This is a genomic window from Chryseobacterium sp. JV274, from assembly GCF_903969135.1.
Taxonomy (GTDB): domain Bacteria; phylum Bacteroidota; class Bacteroidia; order Flavobacteriales; family Weeksellaceae; genus Chryseobacterium.
Map to the genome: position 1 here is coordinate 85,688 of NZ_LR824569.1, position 15,941 is coordinate 101,628.

General features: G+C 36.6%; 12 protein-coding genes. 1 reads left to right on the forward strand and 11 read right to left on the reverse strand.

The genetic code is table 11. The features are described 5' to 3' along the window. Positions 1–147: 147 nt before the first annotated feature. The 11 genes from CHRYMOREF3P_RS00410 to CHRYMOREF3P_RS00460 all read right to left on the reverse strand — a co-directional run bounded on the left by CHRYMOREF3P_RS00410 (position 148) and on the right by CHRYMOREF3P_RS00460 (position 12,374). The gene (locus CHRYMOREF3P_RS00410; RefSeq protein ID WP_180563538.1) at positions 148–792 is read right to left on the reverse strand and encodes a response regulator transcription factor; all 645 of its coding nucleotides are present in this window, start codon (positions 790–792) and stop codon (positions 148–150) included. Continuing rightward, positions 792–1,421: a sensor histidine kinase gene (locus CHRYMOREF3P_RS00415; protein ID WP_228408666.1), complete on the reverse strand. Its 630-nt coding sequence runs from the start codon at positions 1,419–1,421 to the stop codon at positions 792–794. Before CHRYMOREF3P_RS00415 ends, CHRYMOREF3P_RS00410 begins: the two co-directional genes overlap by 1 nt. 166 nt (positions 1,422–1,587) lie before the next feature. Further along, positions 1,588–3,585, reverse strand: a complete 1,998-nt coding sequence (locus CHRYMOREF3P_RS00420; protein ID WP_180563539.1) for a response regulator — start codon at positions 3,583–3,585, stop codon at positions 1,588–1,590. A gap of 27 nt (positions 3,586–3,612) precedes the next feature. Beyond that, positions 3,613–5,046 carry a hypothetical protein gene (locus tag CHRYMOREF3P_RS00425; protein ID WP_180563540.1) on the reverse strand — a complete coding sequence of 478 codons (1,434 nt, stop codon included), beginning with the start codon at positions 5,044–5,046 and terminating at the stop codon, positions 3,613–3,615. Positions 5,047–5,056: 10 nt separating this feature from the next. After that, complete coding sequence (locus tag CHRYMOREF3P_RS00430; protein ID WP_232538920.1) at positions 5,057–7,867, reverse strand: hypothetical protein; 2,811 nt, start codon at positions 7,865–7,867, stop codon at positions 5,057–5,059. Positions 7,868–7,876: 9 nt separating this feature from the next. Then, positions 7,877–8,677 (reverse strand): Fn3-like domain-containing protein, encoded by an 801-nt coding sequence (locus tag CHRYMOREF3P_RS00435; protein WP_228408662.1) that lies wholly within the window; start codon positions 8,675–8,677, stop codon positions 7,877–7,879. Positions 8,678–8,757: 80 nt separating this feature from the next. Next, positions 8,758–9,303, reverse strand: a complete 546-nt coding sequence (locus CHRYMOREF3P_RS00440; protein WP_180563541.1) for a peptidoglycan-binding protein LysM — start codon at positions 9,301–9,303, stop codon at positions 8,758–8,760. Positions 9,304–9,482: 179 nt separating this feature from the next. Continuing rightward, positions 9,483–10,028: a peptidoglycan-binding protein LysM gene (locus tag CHRYMOREF3P_RS00445; RefSeq protein ID WP_180563542.1), complete on the reverse strand. Its 546-nt coding sequence runs from the start codon at positions 10,026–10,028 to the stop codon at positions 9,483–9,485. A gap of 58 nt (positions 10,029–10,086) precedes the next feature. Further along, positions 10,087–10,632: a peptidoglycan-binding protein LysM gene (locus CHRYMOREF3P_RS00450; RefSeq protein WP_180563543.1), complete on the reverse strand. Its 546-nt coding sequence runs from the start codon at positions 10,630–10,632 to the stop codon at positions 10,087–10,089. A gap of 452 nt (positions 10,633–11,084) precedes the next feature. Beyond that, complete coding sequence (locus CHRYMOREF3P_RS00455; RefSeq protein WP_077414286.1) at positions 11,085–11,630, reverse strand: peptidoglycan-binding protein LysM; 546 nt, start codon at positions 11,628–11,630, stop codon at positions 11,085–11,087. Positions 11,631–11,831: 201 nt separating this feature from the next. After that, complete coding sequence (locus tag CHRYMOREF3P_RS00460) at positions 11,832–12,374, reverse strand: peptidoglycan-binding protein LysM (RefSeq protein WP_180563544.1); 543 nt, start codon at positions 12,372–12,374, stop codon at positions 11,832–11,834. A 435-nt stretch (positions 12,375–12,809) separates the two neighbouring features. Between CHRYMOREF3P_RS00460 and CHRYMOREF3P_RS00465 the strand changes: the two genes are divergently transcribed. Next, complete coding sequence (locus tag CHRYMOREF3P_RS00465; protein WP_232538922.1) at positions 12,810–15,773, forward strand: response regulator; 2,964 nt, start codon at positions 12,810–12,812, stop codon at positions 15,771–15,773. The last annotated feature ends 168 nt before the right edge of the window (positions 15,774–15,941 follow it).

Consider the following 15,941-nt stretch of genomic DNA (forward strand, 5'->3'; position numbering starts at 1 on the left):
GGCTTCTGTTGATCTGCCAACCTTCTGTTTTGTCCATACAAAGTGATTTCGCGGAACATCTCCTGAAGCTAGCGGAGTGTAGGATCTTGTTAAGATGTACAAGATCCCACGATTCCCCGGGATGATAAAGTGGAAATTATAGAATTTTTAATGATTATACAGCCTAAGAATCTCCACCAATTCGGGTATGGATCGTATTTTCAGTTTCTCAAACAGCCTGTTTTTGTAAGTACTGATCGTAGATGAATGGAGATTAAGTTGATTAGAAATTTCTTTGAGAGGAAGACCTTCAGCCAGTTTATTGGCAATTTGCAATTCGCGGTCTGACAGCGCTTCGAAGGGTGAGTTTTTTGTAGTGCCATTTATCGATTCTAAAAACATCGCTTCTTTTACGTGGTCACTCGCAAACCGGCCAGTATTGAGCATTGCCGTCAAAGCAGTTTCAACTACTGCATTGGAGCTTTGTTTACTTAAATAGCCACCGGCACCCATCTTTAGATAGCGCATTGCATACACCTCTTCATCTTGAGAAGAAAATATAAGAATTTTTAAGTTGGGTTGGTGCATTTTTATGTAGTCAATGGCTTCCTGAACAGAACCATTAGGCATATTGACGTCCATGATAGCCAGATCCAGTTCTTCCTTCAGAATGACTTTGTACAGTGATTTAAAATCCTCTACTTCAATGATTGTAGCATCAGGCCAGAGGCGTTGTATGGTTTGTATTAAACCCATCCGGACGATACCGTGATCGTCTGCTACAATAATACGAACGTTTACTTTTAAACCCATTATTCTATAAATTTACGTACAAAGAGGGAAACAGTGGTGCCTTTATTTTCAGCGGAAGTGATTTGAATGTTTCCATGCATCAAGGATACAAAATTTTTCACAATTTTCAAACTTAATCCAACTCCTTTCTCACCAGCAGTACCAAGGAATAGGGGGTTACCATAAGTGAAGATTTCAGATAAATATTTTTCATCCATTCCCGTTCCGAAGTCGCTCACAGAAATTATCACCTGACGATCATCCGTAACTTCCTGCAAGTGAATGTCATTCCCGGAAAAAGAGTATTTCACTGCATTATTGAGAATTTTGTCTAAAACATATTGCAGCAACAAACGATCGGTTGTAACAAATGCATTGGGATCTCCTTTAAAGTGAAATTTAATATTTTTTTCTTTTAATTTAAGTGCATATTTTTCTTCAAAATGGTGAAAAAGATCCATCATCATGATTTTCTCAGGTTTAATCTTAAATTCCCCATATTGCGTTTTTAACCAAGAGGTGCTGTCCTGAATGGTTTGCAGATTCTTTTGGGCATCGCATTTTAACTGCGGCAACAACTTAAAAAAATCTTCCTCACTTATAGTCTTTTCTTCTACCGCTTCTATAAGCCACAGAAAATTTCCAAACATTTCCTTTGAATCGTGAGATAATATCGAGATCAGTCCGTTTTTAAAACTGATTTCATTTTCCAGTTTTTCAATTTTTAATTGTAGTTCGTTGCTAAGGTCATTCATAAATTCTGTATCAAAGCTTAAAAAAAACTATTCAGGTATTTTTTTAAGCATAGTTTATTATTTATTCTTTTTCGATTTCCGTACCAAACCATTTTTGAATCATATCAGACAGGGTTTGCTTTAATAAGGGTTTGGTTAAAAAATCTGACATTCCGGCTTGCAGACATTTTTCTTTATCACCAGGCAGACTCCCTGCTGTTACTGCAATAATAGGTATTTCGATGTTTTTTTCCAAGGCTCTTATTTCTTTGGTTGCTTCAATACCATTGAGATGAGGCATCTGAATATCCATTAAAATAAGATCAGGACTCTCTTTTTGGTGTTTTTCAACCGCTTCAGTACCATCTTTTGCCTCGATGATTAAAGCTTGAGGAATAATCTCCTTTAAATAAGTTTTGATAAGAAGTAAATTAATAGGATTATCCTCAGCAATTAAAATTTTTATTTCGCGCATGCTCACTTCATTTGCTGCATTTTTTATTTGATCCGGTTTTTTCTTTTCAGAACTCTTTAAGGTGGATAAAATCTGGTACATCTGTTTCATACGAATTGGTTTTACAAGCCGATTTTCTATTTCTAATTCGTCACATGCAGCCTGCAAATTAGTATCATCGGACGAGCTGTACAAAACAACATACGGCACTACATGGTTGGCGTCGGGAATAATATTTTTCATTTTTCTTATGGTTTCAATGCCATCCATAATCGGCATATGATAATCCATAATAATCACATCGAATTTGGACTTGTTCATAATCAATAGCAAAGCCTTCAACCCGCTATCGCATTCCGTTACTTCGATATTTTTTCGTTCCAGCATCCTTTTCAGGATTTTCCGATTGTTTTCATTATCGTCCACAATCAAAACTCTCTTAATATCACTTAAGTTTAAATCATATTCCTCTTCCTCAGTGTCGAACAGAATATCAAAGAAAAAGTCGCTGCCCTTTCCCTGATCGCTTTCGACTTGTAATATACTGTCGGCAAGTGCCAAGATTTGGTTCGAAATGGTGAGTCCCATGCCAGTCCCTCCATATCTTTTAGTAATACTGCCATCTCCCTGTGAAAAAGGGTTGAAAATTTCAGCCTGTTTTTCGCTGCTGATTCCAATGCCTGTATCGCGAACTCCAAATCGGATTCGTTTTTTTCCTTCTCCTAAATCATCTAAAACTTTGACATATGAAACAATCTCGCCTTCCTCGGTAAATTTTAAAGCGTTGCTCAAAAGGTTGACAAAAACCTGTTTTAAGCGCATCTCATCAGTCCATATATATCTAGGTATGGTGTCATCAATATCGATGAGCATTTCTACTTGCTTTTTAGTATTACTGTACGCAACAATATTGAAGGCTTCTGAAACCAGTTCTTCAATCTCTACTTTGTCGAGATTTAGCTTAAGTTTTTGCTTTTCTAATTTTGAGAAGTCCAAAATATCGTTGATGATGCTGTATAAGGATACACCGGATTGGTTGATGATTTCCAGGTATTGTCTTTGCATTTCGTCCAGATTGGTTTCCATAAGGAGCTCTGTAAAACCGATAATACCATTTAATGGGGTTCTTATCTCATGACTCATATTGGCCACAAACTCTGATTTTAAAACATAGGCTTTTTCTGCCAGTTCTCTTTCTTTATCCAAATGACATTTTGCCGCTTGGTTCAATATCTTGTTGACCAACTCTTCCTCTGCTTTATCTAAATTTTTCTCTTCCCTGTCAAATAAATTTAAATGAGTGATCAGATTGTCCTCACGACCGGGGATGGGATAACTTCTATGAAATTTAAATTCCGAGTTCTTAGACTCATAAACCGAAGTCTGGTCATTCAAAAGAAAGTGAGGATTCTGGGGATAGACCTGATTGGGGGATGCATCACTGGAAGCGAGAACGTAAACTTGCCCTTCCGAGGTAATGCTCATGGTGCAAAGCTCCATGTTGGTCATCTTGGCCGCCGCGAATACTAAGAAATCAAAAACATCGGTATGTTTTTTTTCGAATGCACTTAATTTATCAATATAGTGCTGATTCCGCGATTGATCATTGCCATTAATGTGGTCCATAAGGAAGGTTTTTTTTAGAAAGTATCGTTAAATTGCCGTGAAGCTATAATAAACATTGATAGAGTAGGTGGTATTTTCCTTACCTACCAAACTTTGGGCACCCGCAGGTGATATGGTATATCTTACATTCAGTCCCCGGTCCAAAACCGGTGCTCCATTAAACAGTATTTTTTGAGGAGTTTTGGATAAGGGAGCATTTACAGAACTTCCGTCTATACCAATTTGTAATATGTTGGAATTGATGCTGGTCTGCAGACCGCCTTTCTTGAAATAATTTTCGTCCGATTTTACATAGAGCTCAAAATTTTCATTATTGGACAGCATAATTTGGTTTGGAATCATTTGTGACTGACCATCGGTGTATTGGGCAGCGGTATTAAAATTGAAATTTACATTGCGTCCGGAACTGGGGATGGTGATCTCCGACAGAGGAAGCACCTTTAACTGAACAGCCGTATTTTGCAAACTGTTAATTGAGTTATCTGTACTTCTGGCATTGAAGTTCAATTCAAACGTATAAGTTCCAGCTTCAAAAAAAAGGTTTTTAAAATCATCCGAAGAAACATAAAGCTCTGGAATAAAGCTGTTTCTGTTTCCCGCCACAACACTGAAATTAGCTGCGGAAAAATTCTGAAAATCGGCAGATAAGGCTTTGGTCGTGAGTGCAGATCCATTACTACCCAATTTAATGCTTGCTATATTTCTGGTTCCTGGAACACCTTTAGAAGAAGTGAACTGAATGTTTGTAGAAGCAGCTTTCGCCCAAAAATTAAAGTCAACCGTATGTGCGATTTCCGTATTCCCCAAATCCCACACCCGCGTGCTAGTATTGCGGTAGTCATTCAAAGAAGATATTTCTATGTATTTTGTTAAAGAATTTGTGACCCAACGCATAGATGGAGGAATGACTAAAATTGTTTTAAAATTACGTGGTGTAAAGTCATTATAATTCTGAGTGATATCCATGGAGTAATTCCCGGCCCGGAAGGCATTAGCAGTAAATTGTGAGGCAGGAATTTTAAATGTAAAATTGATATTTCCCCGGTTGAATCCTCCCCCGATACTTAGTGATGGCGGTTCAAACCATTTTATAGCGCTTGTACTGAACGACTGAAAACCTGGTAAATAACCTGAAAGTCCAGTATATGGCAGCTGCCCGCCCATACTTTCTAACTGCCATAGAAGAGTGGAACTGGGCAAAGTAAATGAGGAAGAAGAGTGAGTAAAAGTTGGTCCTGAAACAGAGGTAAATGTAGGAGCTGTTGGGAGTAGCCCCAAAAAGGCATAATCCCAGTTTGTTCTGTTAGCGTTCGTCATTACTCTTGTAGGTACTGAGGTAAATTCGGTCCTGTTAAAAATATTATTATCAGGAACCGACAGATACACATCCTGAGCTTTCGTGGCTGCAAACCCACAGAACATGGTAAAAATTCCTATTAGAAAAGCCCTCATCTTTTTCATACTTTTAAATTTAAAACTTTTTCACCTTAATAGTGGTGTCTTTCTTCTTATATTCAAAAACTACGGTTTTTGAATACCCTTCTTTTGTCACCTGAATAGTTTGGGTGGGTTGTGTATAGCTGTATTTGTCATTTTCAATATAGAGACTGTATTTTCCATCTTTCAGGAAAAACTCAAACTCATTTTTTTGGTTAACCACGGCAGTATAGATCACCCCATCTTCACTTTTTGCATATACCACTATTCCGGTTACATCTGTTTCCAAAACATCGTAGGCTTGCTTGATCTCCGTTAATTTCCCACTTACCCTGATGTTTTTTACCAAGCTCACTTTGCGGTTAATATTATTATGTACCATAATGACAGGATCCATCATCAATCGGGCACCTGCACTTTCGTTCACCTTCAGTGTATAAGTACCTTCAGGCACATTCTGAAAAACTACTTTTCCATTCTTATCCGTCATCGCTACATAATTGTCCAGTTTTACAATTTCATTAGCAAGTACCGATTCGCCGGACTCCAGAAGCCCATTGAAATTTTTATCTTCAAAGAACTGGAACGTCACTTTATGATTTCCAAGAGTCGTAGCTGTGGCAAAATATTTTTTAATCCCCACTCTAAACTGGTAATAACTGCCACTGGTTGCATATTCAGCCGTAGATTTATAACCGGAAAGATTAAAATAACCTGTGGTAGACCATGAAGACGAAATCTTATATTCCAGATTACCGGTGATATTGCTGTTTAAATTTTTATAAAGTTCCGAATAGAAGGCTCCGGCTGAAAAAGATCCAGTCAGATTATGATTAAGCATCTGGAAATTATACGAGGCATATACATTATAGTTGGCAAAATTACGGCTTACATCATAATAAGAATTTAAATCAAAGACACTTGTTGCGTTCCATTGGGCTGTTCCGTTGAGGGAGAATGATTTATATCTGTAAGATAAAGTTGTTTTCAAACTGTTGAACCAGTCCGGTTTATTGTTCTCTTTTGAATAAGAATATTCCGCCGTCAGGTTCAATCCGTGGGCACCTAATGTAGTGCTGATATTGGCTTCCAGCCGGTATGAAAAAAGTTCCTGCGATGTGTAAAAATTAGCTGTTTTTTGATTTTCAACCTTTGGAGAAAGTAAAAAATTCCACTTCTTTAAAGAAAACTGATAACCTAATCCCAAAGCTTCTGTACTGTTGAAATAATAACGTAAATTAGAGGTATTCCCAGGTTGGGTTGATGCACCCTGGAAACTCAGGAACTCGGGCTCTATCTGCGAATTCTGATATTGTATAAAAGCGCGCTGAGAAGCAGAAAATTGGCGGCCAATCCTCTGATTTGAGAAAAAAGATCCCCGTTTGATCCCTGCATAACTTTTGGTAGCAAAGGAATTGACAGATTGTATATCCCAGTTCCCTATTTTCCCATCGTAATTGGCTCCCATTGAAGCGCCTGCGTTTTCATCTTTGTTCAAAAGGCCTTTTTCGTGGCTCAGACCAACCTCCGTGCGGATTGTGTTTTTATCATTAATTAAAAATGACGTTACCGCGTTCGCTACCTGTGTATCTATGTTAAGGCGCGGATCATGATCGAATATATAAGACACTTTCCCATTGAAAGATTTAGCATTCCCAAAAGCATATTTTGCGCCCATAATGGTAGATCCTTCTGTTTGTTGGAAATAAGTACCGTACAGATTATAATTATTTTCCAGCGCAAGAATTTCAATCTGATTATTTTTACCAAATTTGGTAGAAACTTTCCCGCCTCTTCCGAAAACCGGATAATCATAATCGCTGCTATTAACATTTCCCACCCTTAACACCGTATTTTTTCTCTCCAGTTCCAGCCACGTATCATACAGATTATAACGACCGTCTTCAACATAGTAATCTGCACCAATATTGAAGCGCGATTTCAAATTCTCAGTCACCCGAAATGCTGTATTTCCCCTTAATTGAAGATAGTTGAAACCTGAACTGTTTTCATTATAGCTAATTTCTGCAAAATTACTTCCGCTCACCGCTTCGTTTCCTCTGGCAATTTGTCTGTTGTGCGATAAAATGACTAAATAGAGTGTGTTGCTTCCCACGATTTTATTATCAAGCAGGTCTGTGACAATTGCATTAATATTAAATTCCGGATAAAGTGTATTCTGTTTTCTGACTGCAATTTTGATTTCAACCGTTTGTTTTTCTAAACCTTCCAGAGATACGGTTTGTTGTTTTGGCATCATTTCCAAACCATCAGGAATGGATTGCAAATCAATCTTAACGGTTCTTTTACTATAACCTTGGTTTTCTACTGTCAGCAGAATTGAGGATTGGGGCACAGCAGGGTTAATGAAATTTTCGTAGGTGGCGGTATAAATTGCGATGTTTTTGTTCTCGTCTTTAGCAACGAAGAATGAGGCGCTTTCAGTTTTGGTAACCGTTGGGCTGGTGTACGAAACCTGGAATTTGATTTCATTGGATCTCAGTTTCATAAAATCCACGTTGGCGATCAGTTTCACAGGAAGATTTTTAGACTGACCTGCACCTAAGGTAAATTCATTTTTGGGATAGAAAAGCAATCCCGGATATTTTTCATTAGGTATGATATTCTGAATGATAATCTCTTCAGAACTTTTATTCTCAACGACCAGGAAATTAGTAAAAGTAGAACCTTTCTCAACAGCTACAGCTACACTGTCATTTTCAAAATGGATTTGTATATCCTTCTTTTCCTGCGCAGAGGCCAAAGAAAAGTGCAGAAGAACAAATACAAAAAATAAGATTGTTCTTCTTAGGACTGATATCGATATTCCATTCTGTAGTTTCAAGACTTAATTTTAAAATTTAAAGTTTTTTTCGCCTACGCGTAAATCATTGGATTCTGCCATTTTGATAATAACCACGCCAAGGAAGTTTCCTGAAATTTTCTCTGGTAAAGAAAACTGAACAACCTGATTGGTATCCGGAAGCATGGAGATGGAAATTGCTGGCAATTTTATTTCCTTACCACTGTCTGTGTTGGTGAGTTCAAACTCAACGGTGGCATCATTGATGGTGTTTCCATCATTATGGATACTTACTGCTACTTTTCTGTTCGCTGCATTCTCATTACTCACCTCTGAAATATTGGTAATATCCAGACTTTTTACATGGTTTCCCGGTGGAGTATAAAAGATGTGAAGTCCCACTTCAAATAAGGTGATAATACCAATACCATTCTGAACACGTGCCTTATCTGCCTGCTGAGGAAGCTGGGTGAAAAACAGCATACTGTTCGTAACAGCAGACTGTGATGCATTTGCCGGGATCTGCATGGTCACTACAATCTCCTTTGTGCTTTTCGCAGGAACTGTTACCGCGTTTTCTAAGGTGGATATCCAGGAGGCATTGGAAATTTTTGAACTGCCTGCTTCAAGATAAACCTTATTTCCGTCTTCTTCTCTAACCCAATCTTTGTAGTTGAGATTAAAAACATAATCTTTATCCGAGCTATTTTGAAGCGTGACTGTCTTTGTTACTTTTTCTCCTGGATTACCTGTGAAAAACAAGCGTGTAGGCGACATAGAGATACTTTGTGCCAGAAGTGAAGAAGACCCTGTGAAGATAAAGAAAATGAAAAGGTGAATAAACTTGTGCATGGTGTAAATAGTTTAATAATAAAGATTCCCAAAACTACTGAAAACATCGCAAAAGGAATCTTTACAAACTAAAATTTTTATTATAAAGCGGTCGCAGTATAAGTTACCGTTTGTGTATAAGTTCCGGCTGGTTTACCTAAAATATCAGGAGATGAGGATTTTGCTGCTGGAATGGTGTAGTCCAGATTCAGTGTTAATGCACTTCCAAGAGGAGCATTTGATACTAAGGTTTGATCCGTTGCAGATAAAACAACGGTGCTTTTTGTTCCGCCCATGGTTCCGGCAGCTGTAGCAGCTTTGATAGTCAGAACATTTACAGGGATCAGGTTGGTTCCATTCATGAAATTAGCACCTCCTGCTTTTACTTTAACATTAAAGTTCTTCGTTGAAGTAACTTTTAAGGAGTTGGCTTTAGTAATTGTTTGATCAGAGTTATAGTCTGCTGCAGTAGCATAGTTAAAGTCAACCGTATTACCAATTGCTGTACTTCCCGCGTCGATGGAGATTACATCGTTCAGGGTAATGTTTACCGTTGTGGTTGCTGTAGTATTTTGAGCTTGAACATTGTTAGTTCCTAATATGATTGCTCCAAAAGTTAAGGCTGAGATTACGATTAGTTTTTTCATGATAGTAATATTTAATTGTTCTTTTGTATACTGCAAATTTATAGCAGCGATAAAAGTTTCTTTGTAGTGGAAAAAGGAAGTTCATGTAGTAAAATCACTACAGGATTATTCATTTTGTTTAAATAAAAAAGCCCTCAATACCTGGAAAGTGCTGAGGGCATATATATTGATGTGTTTTTTTATAAAGTAGTCGCAGTATATGTTACTGTTTGGGTATAAGTTCCAGCGGGTTTACCTAAAATATCAGAAGATGAGGATTTTGCTGCTGGAATGATGTAATCCAGATTCAGTGTTAATGCACTTCCGAGAGGAGCATTGGATACTAAGGTTCTTTCTCCTGGAGATAAAACCACATCGTTTTTGGTTCCGCCCATATTTCCGGGAGCTTCTGCAACCTTGATTGTCAAAACATCTACAGGGATTGAGTTTGAACCATTGACGAAATGCGGTCCTCCCGCTTTTACCTTTACATTAAAATTCTTCGTTGAGGTAACTTTTAAGGAGTTGACTTTGGTAATCGTCTGATCAGAGTTATAGTCTGCTGCAGTAACATAGTTAAAAGCAACTATACCACCAATTGCTGTACTTCCTGCATCTATAGAGATCACATCGTTCAGGGTAATATTTACCGTTGTGGTTGCGGCTGTATTTTGAGCTTGAACATTATTAGTTCCAAATATAACTACTCCAAAAGTTAAGGCTGTGATGGCGATTTGTTTTGTCATGGCAGTAAGATTTAATTATTATTCTTGTTCTCTTTTGAACATTACAAATCTACAGCTGCTACAAAGCAGTTGCTGTATACGTTACTGTTTGAGTATAAGTTCCGGCTGGTTTACCTAAAATATCAGAAGATGAAGATTTTGCCGCTGGAATAGTGTAGTCCAGGTTCAATGTTAATGCACTTCCAAGAGGAGCATTTGATACTAAGGTTTGATCCGTTGCAGATAAAACAACAGCGCTTTTTGTTCCGCCCATGGTTCCGGCAGCTGTAGCCGCTTTGATAGTCAGAACATTTACAGGGATCAGGTTGGTTCCATTCATGAAATTAGCACCTCCTGCTTTTACTTTAACATTAAAGTTCTTCGTTGAAGTAACTTTTAAGGAGTTGGCTTTAGTAATTGTTTGATCAAAGTTATAGTCTGCTGCAGTAGCATAGTTAAAGTCAACCGTATTACCAATTGCTGTACTTCCCGCGTCGATGGAGATTACATCGTTCAGGGTAATGTTTACCGTTGTGGTTGCTGTAGTATTTTGAGCTTGAACATTGTTAGTTCCTAATATGATTGCTCCAAAAGTTAAGGCTGAGATTACGATTAGTTTTTTCATGATAGTAATATTTAATTGTTATTTTTATTTAATTGTTCTTTTGTATACTGCAAATTTATAGCAGCGATAAAAGTTTCTTTGTAGTGGAAAAAGGAAGTTCATGTAGTAAAATCACTACAGGATTACTCATTGGTTTAAATAGAAAATCCCTTAATACTTTCTAAGTGTTGAGGGCGTATCTAATTCCTGTTATTTCTATTATAAAGCTGTCGTGATATAAATTACCGTTGCTTATAATTTTTCTTTAGATTTTCACAAAATTTACTGAATGTTTGGTGTGATGTATTAATTAGATTTAAATGTCCAAAAGCATAGATTCTACCTTACAGATGACAGATACTTATTCCCGGATTTTGAATTTTATCTATATCGGTACAATACATACAAAATCAAAGGCCTCCTGAGGAAGCCTTCGAAACACCAAATCACAAAATATTAATATGAAAATTTATTTATAAAGCTGTTGCAGTATAAGTTACCGTTTGTGTATAAGTTCCTGCTGGTTTACCTAAAATATCAGAAGAAGATGATTTTGCCGCTGGAATGGTGTAGTCCAGATTCAGTGTTAATGCACTTCCAAGAGGAGCATTTGATACTAAAGTTTGATCCGTTGCAGATAAAACAACAGCGCTTTTTGTTCCGCCCATTGTTCCGGCAGCTGTAGCTGCTTTGATAGTCAAAACATTTACAGGGATCAGGTTGGTTCCATTCATAAAATTAGCACCTCCTGCTTTTACTTTAACATTAAAGTTCTTCGTTGAAGTAACTTTTAAAGAGTTGGCTTTAGTAATTGTTTGATCAGAGTTATAGTCTGCTGCAGTAACATAGTTGAAGTCAACCGTATTACCAATTGCAGTACTTCCCGCGTCAATGGAGATTACATCGTTAAGGGTAATATTTACCGTTGTGGTTGCTGTAGTATTTTGAGCTTGAACATTGTTAGTTCCTAATATGATTGCTCCAAAAGTTAAGGCTGAGATTACGATTAGTTTTTTCATGATAGTAATATTTAAATTTTATTTTTATTTAATTGTTCTCTTTTGTATACTGCAAATTTACAGTGGTCATAAAAGTTTCTTTGTAGTGGAAAATGGAAGTTCATGTAGTAAAATCACTACAGGATTACACATTTTGCTTAAATAAAAAGCCCTCAACACTTCTAAGTGTTGAGGGCTTTTTATTTAAAAATTGATATTTACTTACAATGCAGTGGCAGTATAAGTTATTTTTTGTGTGTAAGTTCCTTGTGGTTTCCCCAGAAGTACTTTGGATGCATTTTCCGACGAAATAGAGTAGGCAATATTTAAAGACTGTTTAGTACCTAAACTTGCATTACTCACCAGTACCTGATCAGTTGTAGATAAAGTGACCTCATTCAGAGTCCCCACCAGACTTCCACCTGGTATTGCCTTTACCTGTAATATATCTACAGGAATTACGTTTGCACCACTTACAAAGTGTGTACCTTCAGATTTTACTTTTACATCAAAATTTTTGGAGGAAATAATGACTAAACTATTGGGAACGGTCACATTTTTTGATGAGTTATAGTCTTTTGTGCTCCCATAATTAAAATCTACAGCACCTTCTGACGCATCAGTGCCAATGTCCATTGCAATAACGTCTGCTAAAATAATATTTACGGATGTACTAACCTTCTCAGAATTTTGTGCAAGAACCCGGTTGGTTCCTATAGTGATTGCTCCCAGGGATAGGGCAGTGATAAAGATTTGCTTTTTCATGATTAATAAATTTAGTGAGGTGTAATAATATTGTAATTCAGAATTCATTATAAATCTAATAACATTATCCGACATTACCAAAGCTTTATTGTTATTGATTGACTAATTGTCAGTGTTATAGTTTCGATAATGAAGGATTAGCTATTATAAAGTAATTTTTTTATTTCATAGAATACTTCACTATCATTTTAGGTGAGATAATGTTAAAAGCTCTGAAAGCCCGGTATATTTGCTGAAAAGTTTAAAAAAATGAATATCAATTAAGAAAAACAATGGGAAAACCATACAAAATAAACTTTTATAAAGTTAGCAGCTTCATCTTTAAACGACTTAAATTATATTCATTTTCCAATATCTTCTAACGAATTTCTAAATTAATTTGTAAATATTATAAAATGACCTATTTTTAGTATTTTATTACAAAAATACCATTCAATGCCGAAAAAAATTATAAGAAATCTTCAGATAGGAGTAGTGATTTCTTTGATGCTTCTGATTGCTAGTTCCATAGCATCTTATATAAGCATACATAAGCAGATGGAGAATAGGGAAGACCTCTTGAAAAGTAAGGAATCTATAAGCTTAGCAAAAGATATCTTAAATACTCTTTTAAATGCTGAGACGGGCAATCGGGGATATCAGCTTACCGGCCTGGAAAATTTTCTTGAACCTTTCGATAAAAGTAGGAATGAATATCCGCTGCTTGTTTCTCACAAAGATAGACTTAATCTTAGAGATAAAGATCAGATTAATATTCTAAATGAACTGCTACATACTTCAGAAATCTTAATGAAAGAATATGTTTTGCTTATTGAGAATCGTAAAAAGGGAATATTAATAAGTCCGGAAGAACTTGTACAAAACAAGGAGGCTATGGACAAATGCCGCATGCTCGTTCAGAAATTTGTAAAACTTGAGGAAGTTCAACTTGCCATAAAAAATGAAGAGCTGAATAAGTCTTCGAAGTGGACTGTTTTATTTATCATCTTTTCTGCGGTTGCAGCCATTGGTGTAACCGTTTTTGTTTATATACAATTAAAATCTGATCTTATCCGGCGTGGTAAGTTAGAAAGCGATCTGTCTTACACTAAGGAAATGCTTGAAGAAACAGGCTCAGTAGCCCAGGTGGGAGGTTGGGAAGCCAATATGAAGACAGGAAAGCTGTTCTGGTCTCAAAGTACAAGAGAAATTCACAAAATAGAAAATAATTTCCAGCCTACTTTTGAAAATGCCTTTGAATTTTACAAAGGAAAAAGCAGGGAGAGAATAAAATATCTTTTTAACAGGGTAATACAACAAGGAATTCCTTTTGATGAGGAACTTCAGCTTTTACGTAATGATGGCGCTACGATTTGGGTAAGAGTAAAAGGTATTCCCGAATTTGAAGATGATACCTGTAAAAGGGTTTTCGGAATCATTCAGGACATTGATGCCTTCAAAAAAATGTTTTTAGAGGTTACCCGGAAGGAGGCCATAATGCAGTCTTTTGCCACTGATGTTCCTGTTCCTTTGGCCATGTTTGATAAAGATCTTAACTATGTTGCTGTAAGCAGCAGATGGAGAGAGGAATTTAGTATGAATAATGTAGATCTTATCGGTAATAATCTTTTCACGATATCACCTAATATTCCCAAAGAACGAAAAGATATCTATGACAATGCACTTTTGGGAAAAACGTACATCAACAGTGACTTTATGCTAAAGGTGGAAGGAAAAGAAGAAATTCAGCATTATGACCTTAAAGTCGGTCCTTGGTATCTTACAAAAGATGAAGTAGGGGGAGTGATTATTTCCATACAGAATATTACAAATGCTGTAAAGATAAATGAAGAACTGAAAAATGCCAAGGAAACGGCAGATATAGCCAGCAAAGCAAAATCCGAATTTCTGGCCAATATGAGTCATGAGATCAGGACTCCTTTAAATGGAGTTATTGGTTTTTCAGACCTTCTCCTCACAACACCACTGAATGAAACACAGATGCAATATCTGAATTACATCAATGAGTCAGGGGAAAACCTGCTTAGCATTATCAATGATATATTGGATTTTTCTAAAATAGAATCCGGAAAAATGGAGCTTTTGATTGAGAAAACTGATGTTTATGATATGTTAAGCCAGGTCATAAATGTTATTATTTATCAATCCCAGAAAAAAAATATCGAACTTCTTCTCAATATTGAGCCAGGTCTTCCAAAGATACTTTTTTTGGATGAAGCAAGGTTAAAACAGATTTTGATCAATCTTCTGGGAAATGCTGTGAAATTTACAGAAAAGGGAGAGATAGAGCTAAAAGTAGAGAAATTACGCATGGATGATAGTACTATTGTTTTGCGCTTCTCGGTAAGAGATACGGGGATCGGCATCCCTGTTGAGAAACAGAAATACATTTTTAATGCCTTTACTCAGGAAAACAGTTCCATTAGTAAACGATATGGTGGAACGGGTCTAGGACTTACTATCTCAAATAATATCCTGGGATATATGGGAAGCCATTTGTCGCTGAGCAGCGTAAAGGAAAAGGGTTCTGTATTTTTCTTTGACATTGAGATTCCTTACGAGATCTCTCAATTGAGAGAGGAGGATGAAATAACTATTAGAACGGCCTTAGTGGTTGATGATAATGAAACCAATAGGATCATTCTTGACCACATGCTTACCTATAAAAATATCAAGTCTACCTTGGCTTCTAATGGGATGGAGGCGTTGGAAATCCTGTTGAAAGGAGAGCGGTTCGATGTGATCCTGATGGATTATCATATGCCTGTTATGTCAGGATTGGAAACAATAGATAAAATAACAGGGCTGTTCAATCAGCGAAAAGAGACTTCTCCATTTATAGTACTTTCTTCTTCTTCTGAAGAACTGGGCATACTTAATTCAGTTAGAAAAATAGAAAATGCACATTTACTGTTGAAGCCTATCAAATCACATGAACTATACAAAACCTTAAAAAAGGTAGACCGAAGTTATGCAGTAGAAATTAGTAAGGATCAGTCTGAGAAAGGTTTGCAGTTATTTGCCCCAGAATTAGAAGTGCTTTTGGTTGATGATAACGTAGTGAATATGGTCCTGAATAATAGAATAATGAAGTCTCTTGCACCCAGTATACATCTAACGGAAGCCGTCAATGGGCTGCAGGCTTTGGAAGAATGCAGGAAAAAGCATTTTTCCATTATCTTGATGGATGTACAGATGCCAATCATGAGTGGTATTGAGGCAACACGAAATATAAGAATGCTGCCGGGATATGAAAATATACCTATCATAGGCGTTACAGCTGGAAATGTGCTGGGTGAAAAAGAAAAGTGTCTGGAAGCCGGAATGAATGATTTCCTTCCCAAGCCTATCAGGCAGAAAGACCTTGTTGAAGTACTCAAAAAATATATTAATGTTTAGGACTTATAAAAAATGGGCTCAATTTCTTCTGTTAATATCATGTGACAACATATTTTAAATGTACCAGATATAACCTTTATCTAAAACATCAGTTTTCGGTTATATTAATAAAATTACTGAGGATGGCAAATATAAGTTTATTGAGCCTAAAGAACCTGAAGCTTCAAT

What these genes read in the sequence shown, in the direction of transcription:
- CHRYMOREF3P_RS00410 (WP_180563538.1), bottom strand. Translation starts at nt 792, where the DNA reads ATGGGTTTAAAAGTAAACGTTCGTATTATTGTAGCAGACGATCACGGT.
- CHRYMOREF3P_RS00415 (WP_228408666.1), bottom strand. Translation starts at nt 1,421, where the DNA reads ATGTTTGGAAATTTTCTGTGGCTTATAGAAGCGGTAGAAGAAAAGACT.
- CHRYMOREF3P_RS00420 (WP_180563539.1), bottom strand. Translation starts at nt 3,585, where the DNA reads ATGGACCACATTAATGGCAATGATCAATCGCGGAATCAGCACTATATT.
- CHRYMOREF3P_RS00425 (WP_180563540.1), bottom strand. Translation starts at nt 5,046, where the DNA reads ATGAAAAAGATGAGGGCTTTTCTAATAGGAATTTTTACCATGTTCTGT.
- CHRYMOREF3P_RS00435 (WP_228408662.1), bottom strand. Translation starts at nt 8,677, where the DNA reads ATGCACAAGTTTATTCACCTTTTCATTTTCTTTATCTTCACAGGGTCT.
- CHRYMOREF3P_RS00440 (WP_180563541.1), bottom strand. Translation starts at nt 9,303, where the DNA reads ATGAAAAAACTAATCGTAATCTCAGCCTTAACTTTTGGAGCAATCATA.
- CHRYMOREF3P_RS00445 (WP_180563542.1), bottom strand. Translation starts at nt 10,028, where the DNA reads ATGACAAAACAAATCGCCATCACAGCCTTAACTTTTGGAGTAGTTATA.
- CHRYMOREF3P_RS00450 (WP_180563543.1), bottom strand. Translation starts at nt 10,632, where the DNA reads ATGAAAAAACTAATCGTAATCTCAGCCTTAACTTTTGGAGCAATCATA.
- CHRYMOREF3P_RS00455 (WP_077414286.1), bottom strand. Translation starts at nt 11,630, where the DNA reads ATGAAAAAACTAATCGTAATCTCAGCCTTAACTTTTGGAGCAATCATA.
- CHRYMOREF3P_RS00460 (WP_180563544.1), bottom strand. Translation starts at nt 12,374, where the DNA reads ATGAAAAAGCAAATCTTTATCACTGCCCTATCCCTGGGAGCAATCACT.
- CHRYMOREF3P_RS00465 (WP_232538922.1), top strand. Translation starts at nt 12,810, where the DNA reads ATGCCGAAAAAAATTATAAGAAATCTTCAGATAGGAGTAGTGATTTCT.